At 44.8% G+C, this 16,507-nt stretch carries 15 protein-coding genes; 10 read left to right on the top strand and 5 right to left on the bottom strand.

Translation table 11 applies throughout. The annotated features are described in order from the left end of the window. From F3741_04190 to phoU, 7 genes are all read left to right on the top strand, one after another. Positions 1-690 (top strand): response regulator transcription factor, encoded by a 690-nt coding sequence (locus tag F3741_04190; GenBank protein ID MZG30002.1) that lies wholly within the window; start codon positions 1-3, stop codon positions 688-690. Between the two features lie 76 nt (positions 691-766). Then, the gene (locus F3741_04185; protein ID MZG30001.1) at positions 767-2,542 is read left to right on the top strand and encodes a HAMP domain-containing protein; all 1,776 of its coding nucleotides are present in this window, start codon (positions 767-769) and stop codon (positions 2,540-2,542) included. A 443-nt stretch (positions 2,543-2,985) separates the two neighbouring features. Beyond that, the gene (pstS, locus tag F3741_04180; GenBank protein ID MZG30000.1) at positions 2,986-3,960 is read left to right on the top strand and encodes a phosphate ABC transporter substrate-binding protein PstS family protein; all 975 of its coding nucleotides are present in this window, start codon (positions 2,986-2,988) and stop codon (positions 3,958-3,960) included. 4 nt (positions 3,961-3,964) lie between these two features. Then, entirely contained in the window at positions 3,965-6,214 is a 2,250-nt protein-coding gene (locus tag F3741_04175) for an ABC transporter permease subunit (protein MZG29999.1), read from the top strand. A 6-nt stretch (positions 6,215-6,220) separates the two neighbouring features. Beyond that, positions 6,221-7,855, top strand: a complete 1,635-nt coding sequence (gene pstA, locus F3741_04170) for a phosphate ABC transporter permease PstA (GenBank protein ID MZG29998.1) — start codon at positions 6,221-6,223, stop codon at positions 7,853-7,855. Positions 7,856-7,945: 90 nt separating this feature from the next. After that, entirely contained in the window at positions 7,946-8,728 is a 783-nt protein-coding gene (locus F3741_04165) for a phosphate ABC transporter ATP-binding protein (GenBank protein MZG29997.1), read from the top strand. A 10-nt stretch (positions 8,729-8,738) separates the two neighbouring features. Continuing rightward, positions 8,739-9,428 (top strand): phosphate signaling complex protein PhoU, encoded by a 690-nt coding sequence (gene phoU, locus F3741_04160; GenBank protein ID MZG29996.1) that lies wholly within the window; start codon positions 8,739-8,741, stop codon positions 9,426-9,428. Positions 9,429-9,732: 304 nt separating this feature from the next. Here phoU and F3741_04155 read toward each other — a convergent pair whose 3' ends face one another. The 3 genes from F3741_04155 to F3741_04145 form a co-directional block, all read right to left on the bottom strand. Continuing rightward, positions 9,733-10,290, bottom strand: coding sequence for a hypothetical protein (locus F3741_04155; protein MZG29995.1), 558 nt, complete (start codon positions 10,288-10,290; stop codon positions 9,733-9,735). An 87-nt stretch (positions 10,291-10,377) separates the two neighbouring features. Then, on the bottom strand, positions 10,378-10,953 hold the full coding sequence (locus tag F3741_04150) for a hypothetical protein (protein ID MZG29994.1): 576 nt from the start codon (positions 10,951-10,953) through the stop codon (positions 10,378-10,380). Between the two features lie 117 nt (positions 10,954-11,070). Then, entirely contained in the window at positions 11,071-11,205 is a 135-nt protein-coding gene (locus tag F3741_04145; protein ID MZG29993.1) for a YHS domain-containing protein, read from the bottom strand. 178 nt (positions 11,206-11,383) lie between these two features. Between F3741_04145 and F3741_04140 the strand changes: the two genes are divergently transcribed. The 3 genes from F3741_04140 (at position 11,384) to F3741_04130 (ending at position 14,703) form a co-directional block, all read left to right on the top strand. After that, the gene (locus F3741_04140) at positions 11,384-12,301 is read left to right on the top strand and encodes a sigma-70 family RNA polymerase sigma factor (protein ID MZG29992.1); all 918 of its coding nucleotides are present in this window, start codon (positions 11,384-11,386) and stop codon (positions 12,299-12,301) included. Between the two features lie 11 nt (positions 12,302-12,312). Further along, positions 12,313-13,704, top strand: a complete 1,392-nt coding sequence (gene fumC / locus F3741_04135) for a class II fumarate hydratase (protein ID MZG29991.1) — start codon at positions 12,313-12,315, stop codon at positions 13,702-13,704. Between the two features lie 423 nt (positions 13,705-14,127). After that, on the top strand, positions 14,128-14,703 hold the full coding sequence (locus tag F3741_04130) for a cyclic nucleotide-binding domain-containing protein (GenBank protein ID MZG29990.1): 576 nt from the start codon (positions 14,128-14,130) through the stop codon (positions 14,701-14,703). A gap of 361 nt (positions 14,704-15,064) precedes the next feature. Here F3741_04130 and F3741_04125 read toward each other — a convergent pair whose 3' ends face one another. Both F3741_04125 and F3741_04120 read right to left on the bottom strand, forming a co-directional pair. Continuing rightward, on the bottom strand, positions 15,065-15,589 hold the full coding sequence (locus F3741_04125; GenBank protein MZG29989.1) for a hypothetical protein: 525 nt from the start codon (positions 15,587-15,589) through the stop codon (positions 15,065-15,067). A 128-nt stretch (positions 15,590-15,717) separates the two neighbouring features. After that, positions 15,718-16,507 (bottom strand): quinolinate synthase NadA (locus F3741_04120; GenBank protein MZG29988.1); only part of this gene is annotated, 790 nt, incomplete at its 5' end.

The raw sequence follows: 16,507 nt of genomic DNA, 5'->3' as shown, positions 1-16,507 counted from the left end.
ATGGCACAAAAACAGATCCTGGTTGTAGAAGATGAAGAAGACATTCAAGAATTGCTTAAGTACAACTTAAATAAAGAAGGTTACCGGGTTACTTGCAAGGGTACTGGTGAAGCAGGGCTGCAAGAAGCTAAAAAAAGTTTTCCGGATTTGATGCTTCTGGACCTGATGCTGCCCGAAATGAGCGGACTCGAAGTTTGCCGCCAAATAAAGAGTGATTCCAAGACAAGTCATATTCCAATAATAATGTTGACGGCAAAGGGAGAAGAATCAGATATCGTAGTTGGGCTTGAAATGGGTGCAGCCGATTATGTAACCAAACCATTCAGCCTTCAGGTCCTTATGAGCAGGGTGCGTGCCGTGCTTAGACGTCATCAGGAAACCTCATCTAACGAACCTGAAACCCTCGAGTTTGAAGGTCTGCAAATTCATTTGGGAAAACATGAGATAAGAGTTAATGAAGAACCTGTAAAATTGACTTATACTGAGTTTATGATTCTGGAATTTCTTTCACGTCGTCCAGGATGGGTGTTTACCCGAGGACAAATTGTTGATGCAGTACGAGGAGACGGTTACGCCATCACTGACAGGGCAATAGATTTCCAAATCGTTGGCCTGCGTAAAAAACTGGGCCCAGCTTCAAAGTTCATCGAAACAGTACGCGGAGTAGGTTACCGCTTTTCAGAAGGTTAATAAATGAAACTCATTTTATCTGGATTCACACCGCTGTTTTTGCTGTATGTTAAACAGAATCTGCTTAGTTAAATAAATGGCTAAAAAACGTATTCTCTGGCAACTTTTTCCTTCCTATCTTTTAATTATCTTTACAGCCCTCCTTGCTGTTGGCATTTACACTTCTAGTTCATTAAGGGAATTTTACTACGAACAAACAGCTGAAGACTTAAAGACCAGCGCCTGGCTGGTTGAACGCCAGGTTGTTAGAGAAGCCTCACCCTTTGACTCTGAATTTTTGAATACGCTGAGCAGTGAGTTGGGAACAAAAACGAATACCCGCATAACAATTATCGATCTGTCCGGAAAAATTTTAGGGGATTCGCATGAAGACCCCTCCCGCATGGACAATCACTCTGATCGACCGGAGTTTATGACCGCGATCAAGGGCCAGATTGGTATGGCTCTCAGGTTCAGCAATATCCTGGAAGAAGAAATGATGTTCATTGCGGTACCCATTACTCGAGAGAAAAAAATAACCGGTGTTGTCCGGACATCCATTCCGACAACTTTTATTGACCGTGCAATACAAACCATTGAATTAAAAATCGGCGGTGTGGGATTGATGGTAGCCTTGCTGGCTGCAGGAATCAGCTTGATAGTTTCAAGAAGAATAAGCAGACCTCTCGAACAGATGAAACACTCCGCTCAAACAATTGCCAAAGGAGAATGGAAGGATAAGTTGTCGGTCACCAGCGATTCTGTTGAAATTTCAGCCTTGTCCGATACATTGAACCAAATGGCATCACAATTGGAAGAACGGATTAGTACCATCACCAATCAACGTAATGAAAGTGAAGCTGTTCTTTCCAGCATGATTGAAGGTGTCCTGGCGGTTGATGCCTCTGAAAGAGTGATTCGCTTGAACAAAGCGGCAGCAAAATTACTGGATATAGAGGCGGACAAGTCTGAAGGTCGGCCTATTGAGCATATAGTCAGAAACCCTCACCTGCGCAACTTTGTTGAAAAAACTCTTGGCGGAATGGAAACGGTTGAAACAGACCTGACCATAGGAAGTCAAAACGAGATTTTTCTCCAGGCCCACGGTGCCGCCTTAAGGGACGTGCAGGGTAATTCTATTGGGGCCGTCATTGTTTTAAATGATGTAACAAGCATTCGACGTCTGGAAACCGTGCGCAGGGACTTTGTCGCCAATGTTTCTCATGAACTGAAAACCCCCATTACCTTAATCAAAGGTTTTCTGGAAACTCTTCAACAAGGTGCCATGGAAAATAAGGAAAAAGCGGAACATTTTCTGAACATCATGGCTAAACAAGTTGAAAGGTTGAATTCCATCATTGAGGACCTGTTAAGCCTTTCCAGGCTGGAACAGGATTCGGGAAAACCAGAAATACAAATGGGAAGAACATCCGTCCACAAAATTCTGGAATCCGTCATACGCGATCTTGAGTTGAAAGCCGTTGATAGAAAAACAACTATCAATATGAATTGTGATAAAGAATTGGAAGTGTTCTCGAATCCCCCCTTGTTGAGTCAGGCCGTCCTCAACCTTGTAGACAATGCTCTAAAATATAGCGAACCGGGAGGGCAAATCGAAGTAGAAGCCCGGGAAACCGAAACAGAGGTTGTGATAGGAGTTCAGGACTTCGGTTGCGGCATCGACTCTTCACATCTTCCCAGGTTGTTCGAAAGGTTTTACCGGGTAGACCAGGCAAGAAGCAGACAACTTGGCGGCACTGGTCTGGGTCTTGCCATTGTCAAGCACATCGCCCAGGCCCACGGCGGTTCAGTATCGGTAGACAGCACGCTTGGAAAAGGAAGCCGATTCTCAATTCACCTTCCTATAAATTGAAGACCTCCATTTCTTGATTTAACACCTCTGACGTTAAATTCATTTCTAACTGTTTGCTAATATTTTCCCAATAATGAGCTTTTATCTTTATATGAGAAAAAAGCAGGTTCGGATGCATAAAAATAATTTGTGAAATATTCGAACTTGGCATCTACAGAATCACCCGGTCTTACAAAGCACCTGAGACAGAGATAAACAGCTCTTCCAGGACTTGGATTCCAGTAACCTGTTGATTTTAAATTTAATCTCCTCCAGGGATTGAATTCCCTGACACAGTTGCTCCGGATCCCCAAGCCGGGTCAACGGTTTTTTATTTGTATCCAGCCCAATATTAGAGATTTTCCTCACAGAAACCTAACACTGAGCAGTTAATTTTCTAATGGAGGACGAATAGATTGGCTGGAAATGGAACAACAAACAGCAATCATTTCAAGGAGCTCATCATGATAAAAAAATCAGCAATTATTTTACTGGTTTTGTTATGGACTGGATCTGCTTTTGCCGGGAATATTGAAGTAGATTCTAAACTCAAAAACTATAGCAAACAGGGTGGAGTGAGCGGAAACCTTTCCAGTGTCGGCTCCGATACTCTGAATAACCTGATGACCTTATGGAGTGAAAAGTTCAAACAGTTCTACCCGAACATAAATATACAGGTTGAAGGAAAAGGTTCTTCAACCGCACCGCCAGCTTTGATATCTGCCACCGCACAACTGGGACCCATGTCACGGGCAATGAAAAAAAAGGAACTCGATGCATTCGAAGCTAAGTTCGGCTACAAAGCCACCCCGATTCGTGTAGCGGTCGACGCACTCGCGGTATTCGTTAATAAAGATAACCCTGTTAAAGGTTTGAATATGAAACAGGTTGATGCCTTGTTCTCAAAAAGCCGCCGCCGAGGCCATAAAGAGGTTAAAACCTGGGGTGATCTAGATGTATCGGGTAACTGGTCAAACAGACCCATCAGTGCCTATGGCCGTAATTCCGCTTCCGGCACCTACGGGTTTTTCAAAAAGCTGGTTATGAAAAAAGGGGACTACAAAGACCAGGTGAAAGAGCAACCGGGTTCTGCTTCAGTAGTTCAAAGCGTCAGTGTTGATCCGTTTTCTGCCGGATACAGTGGCATCGGCTATAAAACCGCCAGTGTTCGTGCCCTACCTCTGGCTGAATCTGGAACAAGGTTTGTAGAACCTACAGCGGAAAATGCCATGAATGGAGATTATCCATTAGCCAGATTCCTCTATATTTATGTGAACAAAGCACCTGGCAAACCTATCGATCCTTTGACCCGGGAATTCATTAAAATGATTCTCTCCAAAGAAGGTCAGCAAGTAGTTGTCAAGGGTGGATACTTTCCAATTGCTAAAGCTGTGACCGATGAAGATCTTCAGAAAATTGCAGCGGTCATGACCAATTGATTGAATGAATAAAGATACTCAAACCATTGAGCCCGGCCAGACCCCTACAGGTTCTGGTCGGGCTTTTTTTGGAAAAAGCCTGCTGCAACGCAAATTTGCGGATGTTATCGCTCAATATGTTGTTACTGGAGGAGGCTGGATCATCATCGCATCCATCCTCGCTATCCTCTTTGTAATCATCGCAGAAATCTACCCGCTTTTTAAAGAACCCTCTACACAACTTGTAGCGGAATTCAAAACGGAAAACGCTCCTTTATCATTTGGGCTGGATCCTTATCAAGATAAAGCTTACACCGTTGAATCAGACGGCATTCGGTTTTATTCATTAGCGGATAAAAAATTTGAATCAAAACCTGAACTGCCTGAATGGAACTCAGCTCAGGTAACGAGTGTATCTCCCTCTCTGGACAATTTTCCTGTTCTTGGACTTTCTGACGGAAGAGTTTATCCAGTCAATATCGTGTTCAAATCGGTTTACGATTCTGAAAGCAAACGTACTATCAAGCCCATACTTAAACCCGGATCTCCTGTTGAAGTACGTTCAGACGGTTCACCTGTCACGTTGCTGACCCATATCAAGAATGAACAAGGTTACAAAGTCGCCGCACAATCCGGACCGGGCAAAGTATTCCTGATGCAGGTGAGAATGCGTAAGACGATGATGGGAACCACACGCAGAACTGTTGACCGGGAAACAATTACTGTGCCGGTTGAGGGCAAAATCACCGCTATGGTTTTCGATGAGGCTTATAACAGCCTGCTCCTGGGAACTTCTTTCGGACAAATATTCAGGGTTTCTCTGGACGACCCTCAAGAACAGCTTATCGGAGCAACCAGTAAACCCGGTATAGCTGTTAAAAGCCTGGACTTTGTACTTGGTGGATACAGTTTGGTCGTGACAGATTCTGAAAAAAATGTCGCTACCTATCAATTACAAAAATCTGAATCCGGGAAATTCAGTCTTAAGAAAATATATAGTTTTCCTCCTCATGATAACCCGGTTCAGTCTTTTAGTTATTCCCTGCGAAACAAAGGTTTCCTGACAAGTTCAAACGAAATCATTCGTCTGCATTACGCAACAACCGGGGATACTCAGATTCAGATACCCGCTCCTGAAAATACAAGTTTCAATGTAGCAGTCATCGCGCCAAAGTTTGATGGCATCCTGGCCACTGACAATTCCGGGAAATTGTACCAGTGGAAAATGGACAATCCTTATCCCCAGATTTCCCTGGCAGGATTGTTCGGTCAAATCTGGTACGAGGGCTATGAAGACCCCGATTATGTTTGGCAATCAACCGGTGGAAGCGATGAGTTCGAATCCAAGTTCAGTTTGACACCGTTAATATATGGAACCCTCAAGGGAACCATGTACGCCATGTTCTTCGCGGTGCCTCTGGCACTGTTCGCGGCTTTTTATGTGTCACAGTTCATGAAACCGGATTTAAAGCTGATCATTAAGCCAACCATAGAAATTATGGCAGCCCTCCCCAGTGTCGTTCTTGGTTTTTTTGCCGCGCTTGTGATAGCGCCCAAAGTCGAGACTTTCCTGCCGGGATTAGCAATAATGCCCCTGGTTATCACTGCGCTGATCGTTTTGGCTTTGCTGGCTTATGAATTATTTCCAGGTTTGCAGTTTCTGGCTAAAGACGGCAGAGAAATTTATTTGTTGATTGCTATCACTTTTATTGGTGGAGCCATCTCTGTATTTGCGGGAACACTGATCGAATCTTCCTTATTAATGGGAGATCATCGAGTATGGCTGAAAGAAGCGCTCAGTGTGACCTACGACCAGAGAAATGCCCTGGTTGTAGGTTTGGCTATGGGGTTTGCTGTGATCCCCATCATATTCACGATAGCTGAAGATTCCCTGTCAAATGTTCCCACACATCTCAAGGCCTCTTCGTTGGCACTGGGGGCAACCCCCTGGCAAACAGCAATGAGCGTGATTCTTCCAACAGCAAGTCCGGGAATCTTTTCTGCAATCATGATCGGGTTCGGTCGTGCCATCGGAGAAACCATGATTGTTTTGATGGCAACGGGAAACACACCGGTTATGGAGTGGAGCATATTCAACGGATTTCGAGCATTGTCAGCAAATATCGCGGTGGAACTGCCGGAAGCTCCTGAAGGAGGCACCCTGTTCCGCATTTTGTTCCTGGCAGCATTTTTATTATTTGTCATGACATTTTTAGTCAATACCATTGCCGAAATGGTTCGCCTGCGTTTACGCAAACGCTATCAGGGTCTATGAGGATAAATGATTAATATTGGTAAAAAAATCTGGAGGCGTGGCGACCTGTTCATTTGGATAACGGGAGCCGGACTGGCATTGTCTCTCATTATGACCATTGCCCTGGTCCTGGCCATTGTCGTTAACGCCATGGGAACATTCTGGCCGGGTGAAATCAAAATATTGAATCTCCATGATGGCTCGCGGTTATTGGGCACTCAAGTTGGACGAGAAAAAATTCCCCATTATGGTTCACCTGATGAAAGCCGGGAAACTCCCTATCGAATCCAAATAAAAAAGGCTAATAGAGATATTTATAGTTCCGACTTTGTGTGGGTTGATGAAAGCAAAATTAAAACTATCCAGACTCCTGATATGGTGGTCGCTGTGGAGCGCAGAGAATGGGGTTATTTCTTTGGCTATATCAAGGAAGTGGTAGATCAAGATCAAACTATTGCCGAGGGGACCTCAAACAGTCTAAAAACCATTCAGGAAATTTTACCCTCCGTCATTGCTAAAAATAAAGAAATAGAAAGAATTGAAAAGAAAGAAATTGGTGCCGTCAATTACAAGATGGAACGGGTTCGCTTAAAACAAAGGAAGCTGGAGTTAAAAGGTATTACTGAAGGGGCAGCAGTCGATGAATTAAAAAAGAAGCTTCCGGAACTGCAATCCCGGTACAACACGTTTGAACAAAAACTGCGAGAGCTTCGAGCATCTCAAACCAGAAAAGTGGTTTTGCAAACTATTGAAGGCCGCGAAAAAACACTTCCGCTGGCGCAGGTGTTAGACATTTATAATCCCAATTCATTTTCCTTGATCGATAAAACTGGCTATTTTCTTACTTCTGTTAATAACTTTTTCTGGGACGACCCCCGGGAAGCCAACACAGAGGGAGGCGTCTTTCCTGCCATTTATGGAACCGCTCTTATGGTCATGATGATGAGCCTGCTGGCGACCCCATTGGGGGTTCTGGCAGCGTTTTACCTGCGCGAATATGCCAAACAGGGAACCCTCGTAAGCATCGTACGCATCGCTGTTAATAATCTTGCTGGTGTTCCTTCCATCGTGTTTGGTGTATTCGGAGTCGGTTTTTTTATCTATATGATTGGCGGCTCCATTGACCAACTGTTTTTTTCAGAGTCGCTTCCGACTCCAACTTTTGGGACAGGGGGTATTTTATGGGCTTCGCTGACCATGGCTTTGCTGACGGTACCGGTGGTGATTGTTTCTACCGAAGAAGGTCTGGCCTCCGTACCCAAAGGCACCCGGGAAGCATCGCTGGCGCTGGGGGCAACCAAATTTGAAACGACCTGGCGGGTTGTATTACCCGCTGTAATGCCCTCTATTTTGACCGGACTCATTCTCGCCATGGCCCGGGCCGCAGGAGAAGTTGCCCCGCTGATGATCACCGGGGTTGTAAAACTGGCTCCTTCTTTACCCATTGACGGGCTTTGGCCTTTCCTACACCTGGAAAGGAAATTCATGCACTTGGGGTTCCATATTTATGATGTCGGATTCCAGTCACCCAATGTTGATGCGGCCAGACCAATGGTATTTGCCACTACATTATTGCTGATACTGATGGTTATTTTATTAAATTTAGCGGCGATATTCTTGAGAAACCGCCTTAGAAAACAACTAACCACCTCTGCGGTCTAAAATCGGGTACAATGAACGATGTCTGAAATAAAAATTAAAAATTTTGCTGACAAAGTGGAAGGTATTCTGCCATCTCACGAAAACAAACAAATGACAACTACTGATACAAATGTCGGCAGCAACCTTGTGATCAATATCAAGGATGTGAACTTCTTTTATGGCGAGTCACAGGCTCTTAAAAATATCAACATGACTCTTCCTGAAAAAATGATCACCTCTTTCATTGGCCCATCAGGGTGTGGCAAGTCTACCCTGCTCCGTTGCCTGAACCGCATGAATGATCTGGTGGAAGGCACTCGCATGGAAGGAGACATTGAGATCGGCGGACAAAACACCATGGATCCTTCCCTGGATGTCAGTGAACTGAGAAAAAATGTGGGCATGGTTTTTCAAAAATTCAATCCTTTCCCGAAGACGATTTTTGAGAACGTTGCTTATGGACCACGGATTCACGGAATGAAGGACAAGCAGAAACTTGATGAAATTGTGGAGAAAAGTTTGAAGTCTGTCGCGTTGTGGGATGAGGTCAAAGACCGTCTCGGTTCCAGCGCGCTGGCACTTTCTGGAGGGCAACAACAACGGCTTTGTATTGCCAGGGCCATTGCCATTGAACCGGAAGTTCTGCTGATGGACGAACCGTGCTCAGCTCTTGACCCGATAGCTACTGCACGAATTGAAGAGTTGATGGTAGGATTAAAAGAACAATACACCATTGTGATCGTGACTCATAATATGCAGCAAGCTGCCCGGGTGGCGGATTTTACCGGATTCCTGCTTCTGGGTGAGTTGATTGAGTTTGGCCCGACAGAAAAATTATTCACCAACCCTTCTGTTCAAAAAACAGAGGATTATATAACCGGTCGATTCGGTTAAGAGGTAAGTTATGTCTCGGCACGCCATACACCTTGAAAAAGCTATTGAGGAGCTCAAGCGCTTGATACTTTCTCTTGGAGCGGATGTGGAAGAAAGCGTCCGGCTTTCTGTCCAGTCCCTGACCCAGAGAAAATCCCAACAGGCCATGAGCGTCATTGAAGCAGATTATGAAATTGACCAGCGTGAGGTGTTTGTTGAAGAAGAATGCCTTAAAATTCTCGCGTTGCATCAACCTGTCGCGAACGACCTGCGTTTGATCATCGCAATTTTAAAAATAAATAATGACCTGGAACGTATCGCAGACCTTTCGGTAAATATTGCCGAACGTGCTGTCTACCTTTCAACCGAGGCAAAAGTGGAGCTTCCTTTCGACCTGCAGGCTATGGCTGAAAAAGTCCGGTCCATGTTAAAAAGGTCGCTGGATTCTTTGGTAAACAGGGATGCAAAACTGGCCCGACAGGTTTGTGAAGATGATGACGCCGTCGATGAACTGAACCGGGAAATGTATGGCTGTGTTGAAGAAGCCATTAAAAAAGATACCAAAAACCTGAACAGCTATATCCAGCTTCTTTCTGCTTCGCGCTACCTCGAGCGCATGGCCGACCACGCCACCAACATCGCCGAAGATGTGATTTATCTGGTAACCGGCGAAATCATCCGCCACAGCAGTGACACTTCTAAAGAAGAAGCGGGTTTGTAGAAGCAGTTACTTCTAAATAGCAGTGCTGTTGATTCGTCTTTGCGAGGACGCTTTCGCAGACTTGGCAATCCAGTCTGGGTCTATCTCTACGAGGCACGAAGGCTGAAGAAAAGTTATCACGGCCACGCTTCTTACAGTCGCTCGCGATGGTAATTTCAACAAAACCTTTGTGGTTAATCACCCCGCCCCTCTTTGAAAAAGAGGGAGCTACTGCCTGCCCTGCTCAAGTGCCACTTGGCGTGGTGCCAATTGGGATTTACTTCTGCGGGCGTTCAAAGGATTCGAATCGCCAAACACGCTTTTGCTATTTACCTGTCCCGTTCGGGACCATGTATTTCGGGTTGTCTAGCATGAGCCCGAAGGCAGGAACCTTCTCAGGTTGACGAGTCAGGCTCCGATACATCTCCTGAAACGATTCTGTATCAAGGGTTTCATCTTTCAAGGCCGCAAGTTGTTGAGGGGTGATCGCGCTCATCGAGTTTTCAGAAAACAATGATGTCCCGATACCCGCCCAGTTAGAAGATACAAAACCCTGGTTCACGAGATGCGTGGTGCCTAATTTGTATTCCTCGGCTTTAGTGAGAATGTGCTGGGCAATATATACGGGGACGCAACGCCCAATAGCAACCACCCTTGATGGATTTTCTGTCGGGTAGACAAAAAGACCCACTCTCGTATTTCCCATCCCACCCAGGTCTTTACGGATGCTTCTTAAATATTTTTCATAACGTTTCGAGAGCCAGGCTTCCAGTTTGACGGGTTTATCGGATAAGGACAGGCAGTCTTCTTCTGCCTTGGCGATAGACACCACCATCATAAAACATAACAGGGTGTTGATAAGAATTGCGGAGAGTTTGTGCATATCTATTTCAGCGGAGTGGCCTCCGCGGGCAATTGTCCGTATCTTTTACGGCCGAGAGCACCTTTTTCTACCAAGAAAAATTTATTGCTAGTTGCCCCCGGCGGCTCGCCGGCTGGCCCCAGTCCCAGTGGGGGTTGCGATTTTCACATTTTTTGATTTCAAGCCAAAAAAAGGAACGAGGTCATTGGGCACCGACAATTTACGGTAAAGGACATGGAATTCCTCATCAGAAATATCCTGCCTCAAAAGTTGATTCAACTGCTCTGCAGAAACATACTGCTGGGAAGGCTCATCAAACATGGTGACCCCAACACCCACCCAGTGAGAATGGACAAATTGCTGTTGCACCAGGCTTTCAACACCTGTGCTGTAGTCCATTGCCTTTTTGATGATATGCTGGGCGATATAGGCTGGAACACATCTCCCAATCGCAATCACTTTTGAGGTTTCACCCATCGGGAACACTTTTAAAGCAACACGGGTCGAGCCGATCTCGCCAAATTCCTTAAAGATCTTCTTTCTTTGTTTGCGAAAGGATTTTGAAATATACCCCTCAATTTTAATGCGCTTTTTATCTACCGGCGCACAAGGTTCCTCCGCAAAAACTGGAGATGCGCCTATTATTGCTGAAACCATCAAAACCAGAACCAGCCTTCTTCCCATTTGCCCCAATAACCCATTGAGTTTTTGTTTAATAAATTGCATTATCAATTCCCCTGTTTATACAGTTTGAGGCAAATCCTCTGTTATAATAGTTGCACCCGATTGACTTTGTTCTGTCTATGAGGTTTTTTGTTTTTTAATGAATTCTTCAGCGCTTTGTTCGCTTGAAAAATAATATTCCTTGCCGTTGATGGTTTTTTTAATGGCTTCAGTTTTCGGGATGTATACACCGTTATTGGGGTCCATAACCATTTCCGTTGGTTCCTGTTCGGACGGCGATTTCTTTTCGGGAAAAATCGCACGCGCGACAAGAATCACGATGATTACGGCAATACCAAATAATGCTAAACGGGCCATGCCTTCATTTTAAAGTTTTGCAGGAAGAAATACAACCCGGGAGAAATCAGCAGGAAAAGGCAATTTAAATCCTATGAACGACGAATCAACCACAGATGAAAAGAATCAGACCCGGTTGCCGGTAGTTCGCAACAAAGGTTCCCTGGTTCCTACCGACCCTTTTACCGCCTATCTTCAGGAAGTACGAAAATATCCTCTCCTCTCGGAAGAAGAGGAAAAGGAGCTGGCCATCCACTATAAGGAAACCGGCGATTATGATTCTGCGTACAAGCTGACCACTGCCAACCTGATGCTGGTTATTAAAATCGCCATGACTTTTAAGCGCGAATGGCAGAACCTGATGGATTTAATCCAGGAAGGCAATGTCGGCTTGATGAAGGCGGTTAAAAACTTTGACCCGTTTCGTGGTGTGCGTCTTTCGGCCTATGCTACCTGGTGGATCAAGTCCTATATCCTGAAACATATTCTAGATAACTGGCGTCTGGTGCGAGTGGGCACAACCAATGCCCGGCGAAAGCTCTTGTTCAACTTGAAGAAGGAAAAGGAAAAGCTGGAACGGGAAGGTTTCGACCCCACTACCAAACTTCTGGCCGAGCGTTTTGGAGTGGATGAGGGAGAGGTTATTGATGTTTCCGCCAGCATTGGTGCGATGGATGTTTCCATTGATACACCAGCCCATCCAGAAAGTAATGTGACACCGGCACAAACGCTCACAGATGGGAAGTCCATTGAATCCGCCGCGGAGCTGGAACAGTTCAAGGAAATCCTGAACAAGAATATTGAAAACTTTAAGACAGAATTGAATAGCAATGAAATAGAGATTCTTGACCAGCGCATCCTTTCAGAAAGCCCCTTGTCTTTGCAGGAGCTTGGAGACCAGCGAGGAGTCACCCGGGAAGCTGTGCGTCAGGCCGAACAAAGATTATTGAAAAAATTTAAAACCTTTATCGAAAATAATATGCCGGAAGCGGCGGACTATTTTAAAACCTGAGGAGGATCATCATGAGCACCCGGACAGAAACCGACAGCATGGGGGAGATCAATGTACCGGCAAGTAGTTATTATGGAGCACAAACAGCACGATCATTGATCCACTTTGATATTGGCACCGAAACGATGCCACGTGAAATAATCCGGGGAATGGGCATACTCAAAAAAGCTTCAGCCATGGTCAATGCCGAGTTGGGGCTCATGCCTGAAAACATAAAAGACCTGATCTGCCAGGCCGCGGATGAAGTTATAGAAGGAAAACTAGATGAGCATTTTCCTTTGAGAGTTTGGCAAACCGGTAGCGGAACCCAGTCCAACATGAACACCAACGAGGTCATAGCCAACCGGGCTATTGAAATCTCAGGGGGCACCATCGGCTCGAAAAACCCGGTGCATCCCAACGACCATGTGAATATGGGGCAATCTTCCAATGATACTTTTCCAACTGCTATGCATATCGCGGCAGTGGAACGTATTCGTGATGCACTCATCCCGGCGATATCCAACTTGACCGAGTCATTCCGAAATAAAACCAATGAGTTTCAAGACATCATAAAAATTGGACGCACTCACCTTATGGATGCGACTCCGCTCACTCTTGGCCAGGAATTCAGCGGCTACACCACCCAGTTGGAATATGCACTCGAACGAATTGATGGCTGCATGCCTAGAATGTATCAAATTGCGCTGGGTGGAACCGCAGTGGGAACAGGACTTAATTCACACAAGGATTTCGCGGAAAAAGTTGCAAAACAAATTGCAGATATTACCGGCTGCCCCTTTGTCACCGCCCCAAATAAATTTGAGTCTCTTGCGGCCCACGATGCAATTGTAGAAGCCAGCGGAGTTTTAAAAACCATCGCCTGTTCATTGATGAAGATCGCCAACGATATTCGCTGGCTCGGGTCTGGTCCGAGATGTGGCATTGGTGAAATCACATTACCGGCTAACGAGCCGGGCAGTTCTATCATGCCGGGCAAAGTGAACCCGACCCAATCCGAAGCCATGACCATGGTCGCGGCTCAGGTGATCGGCAACGATACGGCCATCAACGTTGGCGGATCATCTGGTAATTTTGAACTCAATGTTTTCAAACCGGTTATGATTTACAATCTGCTCCAGTCCATTCGCCTGCTCGCCGATTCGTGCCGGTCCTTCAATGATCATTGCGTTGTCGGAATAGAACCCAATTCAATACAGATTGAAAAACATCTCAACGGATCGCTCATGCTGGTTACAGCACTCAACCCGCATATCGGTTATGACAACGCGGCGAAAGTGGCCAAGAAAGCCTATCAAGAGAACAGCACCCTGAAAGAGGCTGCAGCTGCTTTAGACCTCCTCTCACCTGAGGAGTTCGATGAAAAAGTGCGGCCTGAAAACATGACCGGACCAAAAGGATGATTCAAAGTTGGGAAACTTTCCTGGGCATAGTGGTTGTGCTTGCCATCCTGCTGCCCATAATTCTTAAAAAAATGTATTAATGGGGATGGCAGACAACCGGGGGCATAACTGTGATCCCCATTTTTTCCATAAACCCAGGAAATTTTTTTCATCCATATACCGATAAGAATCGCCAGACAATTTCGGAGCTCAAATAATATCCAGGCATTTCAAAAAGTAAAATCCATCCGAAATATATTGAAAAAAGGGATTTAATCAAATCAATCCGTTGGATCCAACTTTCTCTCTAATACCTTCCCGCGGAAAATCTATGTAACCAGACAATGGCTGACTCACCAAATGTTATTTATTGCATTGTATTTGCAGCGTTTTAAAGATAGATTTACATAGATACATGTTCCCTTTAAAAACCGGCTGTTTACTATGGAAACTTTTAAAGATATAGAGGCTTTAAAAAAAGCTCCTGTGTGCCAGTTTTTTCAGGATGCAGAATTAGCAAGCACTCATGATGCAGGAAAAAAGGTAAGCCTGAAAAAAAATGAGGTTCTTTTTCCAGAACAGTCCGTTCAGGAGACCATGTACATCATTCTTTCCGGCAGTTTGGAAGTGTACAAAAAACAAAAGCAGATAGCGATTCGGGAAGCCGGAGACTTTATAGGTGAAATGGCATTAGTGGAATCCAAGCCACGTGCTGCCAGCGTCCGTGCACGTTCCAATGCAGAACTTCTGAAAATCAGAAAAGAAACCTTCTTTGAATATTTTGCGACAAACCCTAAAGTAATTTGGGAAATTTTAAAAGTTATCTCATCCAGAAACCGGGAAGACCTGGATATCATCGTTGCGAACTATCAGGAAATCAAAAAGAGCCGGGAAAAATATCGCAAGGTGGTTGATGCCTCTTCAGATATAATTATCCAGACCGACCCTAAAGGTAAAATTGTGTTTGCGAATAAAGCAGTCAGTTTTCTGGGTTATGATGTATTTGACCTGATCGGTTAGAATTTTACAAGTTTTTGCGAGGATGATTTCAGCGACACCAGTAAAGCCCACCTTTTAACAAGGCGGGTAGGCCCCCGAGCTACGACAGACTTTGAAGTCTCCCTGAAGGTAAATGAACAGTCTACGTTATACGATCTTTGTCCCAGTATAAACTTTATGATGACCTCTACAGGTATGTGGAATGTTCCGCAGGAGTCTGTCATGAACAAAAGTACCCAAAAAGAATTTCAAGGTACCTTGATGGTCATCAGAAAAGAAAAATATGGCAGCTACCGGCTGGTTTGACCGGCAACATTTTTCTCTACCAAAATCTTCCTTTGCTTATACCCCTCATTGACTGAACAGAAAAATTGTGAATTTTCTAGATGTCGGTAATAGAATCTAAAAGCTGTGATTCGGAGTCTTCACCCGTATCAACCAGAATTTCCTGAATTCGTGATTCAATCAAGGCATCCAAATCTGTACTGGATTGCAGAAGTGAACTCAAATCACTTTTACGGTTTGACTGATCTGTCAAAAACTCAACGATGCTGTTGGTGGATATTCCTGATTGATTAAAAATATTCTGCAGCTGATTCAATAACTCCTTCGACCCATCTCCTGACCTGGCCTTAAACGCAATCACTTCAGTTGCCGATAATTCTCCACTTGAGTCGGTATCTATGGAGTCAAAATTATCCGCCAGGTCTTGACCGTTACCGGCCACATCTATACTGTCTTGAATTTCATCGGGATCCAGTCCACCTGAACGATTGGAATCTGATTTCTGGACCTGTTGGTAAGCTTTTTGGGTAAAACTGTTGAGAATGGTTGAACCGAGTCCTTCACTGCCTCCTACCATTGAGTCGCCCTCCAACAAAAAATAGTCAAAAATAAACGTTTTCACGTCCCATAAAATTCTTTACGGCTATCTTGAAAAAAGCCATAAGCGTTTATTTTAAAGGTGTATAGCGACCAAAAAATCAACATTTTTTGAGCTTCATCCAGATTTGCAGCAATTTTTGGGTCATCAGGTCACTGTGAAAAGTCAAACATGCGCTCAACACATTTCAGGGCGCTGGCCTGAACTTCAGGGGCAAGGGTGATGGTGTTTTCAGGGTCGGGGTTCTCAAGAACTCTTAAAATATCTTCGAGAGAGTTGGATTTCATGTATTTGCAAAGTGTGCAACTTCCGGAGAAAGTTTTGTCTGGAAACTCGGATTGTAAAATGCCGGTTAATCCGCATTCTGTTACCAGAAAAAAAGTATCGCTGTCGGACTCCCGGACACGGTTAAGCATTTGGCTGGTGCTGCCCACAAAATCGGCTTTATCAACGACAGAAGGTTCGCATTCAGGGTGCACGAGAATTTCCACACCCTCAAAATTCTTCCGCACCTGATCTATGCTTTCCGGTGTATATTCCTCATGAACATAACAGGTACCATCCCATAGTTGTATATCTTTCTTAATGCCTTTTGACTTCAGGTGATCAATAACATTCTCTCCCATGAGCCGGTCCGGCAGGAAAAAAATCTTGTCATTTGGAATTTGTTCAATGATGGAATTCACATTTGAAGAGGTAACGCAAACGTCGCACCGGGCTTTAACTTCAGCAGTGGTATTTATGTAACAAACGAAAGTGTAACCGGGAAACTCTTTACGGAGACGGATAACATCTTCAGCGGTTATCCCATCGGCAAGGGAACAACCCCCATTTGGGTTTGGGTCGAGCACCGTTTTGTCTGGACTGAGAATCTTCGCGGTTTCTGCCATAAAACGAACCGCTGCAAAGACAATGATATCCGCGTTGGATTCTTTGGCTTTT

The organism is Nitrospinota bacterium, assembly GCA_009873635.1.
Classification (GTDB): domain Bacteria; phylum Nitrospinota; class Nitrospinia; order Nitrospinales; family VA-1; genus LS-NOB.
The sequence above is the reverse complement of the archived record's forward strand: the minus strand, read 5'-3'. Positions and strand labels throughout refer to the sequence as shown.

What these genes read in the sequence shown, in the direction of transcription:
- F3741_04130 (MZG29990.1), top strand. Translation starts at nt 14,128, where the DNA reads ATGGAAACTTTTAAAGATATAGAGGCTTTAAAAAAAGCTCCTGTGTGC.
- phoU (MZG29996.1), top strand. Translation starts at nt 8,739, where the DNA reads ATGTCTCGGCACGCCATACACCTTGAAAAAGCTATTGAGGAGCTCAAG.
- F3741_04150 (MZG29994.1), bottom strand. Translation starts at nt 10,953, where the DNA reads ATGGGAAGAAGGCTGGTTCTGGTTTTGATGGTTTCAGCAATAATAGGC.
- fumC (MZG29991.1), top strand. Translation starts at nt 12,313, where the DNA reads ATGAGCACCCGGACAGAAACCGACAGCATGGGGGAGATCAATGTACCG.
- F3741_04185 (MZG30001.1), top strand. Translation starts at nt 767, where the DNA reads ATGGCTAAAAAACGTATTCTCTGGCAACTTTTTCCTTCCTATCTTTTA.
- pstS (MZG30000.1), top strand. Translation starts at nt 2,986, where the DNA reads ATGATAAAAAAATCAGCAATTATTTTACTGGTTTTGTTATGGACTGGA.
- F3741_04175 (MZG29999.1), top strand. Translation starts at nt 3,965, where the DNA reads ATGAATAAAGATACTCAAACCATTGAGCCCGGCCAGACCCCTACAGGT.
- F3741_04190 (MZG30002.1), top strand. Translation starts at nt 1, where the DNA reads ATGGCACAAAAACAGATCCTGGTTGTAGAAGATGAAGAAGACATTCAA.
- F3741_04155 (MZG29995.1), bottom strand. Translation starts at nt 10,290, where the DNA reads ATGCACAAACTCTCCGCAATTCTTATCAACACCCTGTTATGTTTTATG.
- pstA (MZG29998.1), top strand. Translation starts at nt 6,221, where the DNA reads ATGATTAATATTGGTAAAAAAATCTGGAGGCGTGGCGACCTGTTCATT.
- F3741_04165 (MZG29997.1), top strand. Translation starts at nt 7,946, where the DNA reads ATGACAACTACTGATACAAATGTCGGCAGCAACCTTGTGATCAATATC.
- F3741_04145 (MZG29993.1), bottom strand. Translation starts at nt 11,205, where the DNA reads ATGGTTATGGACCCCAATAACGGTGTATACATCCCGAAAACTGAAGCC.
- F3741_04140 (MZG29992.1), top strand. Translation starts at nt 11,384, where the DNA reads ATGAACGACGAATCAACCACAGATGAAAAGAATCAGACCCGGTTGCCG.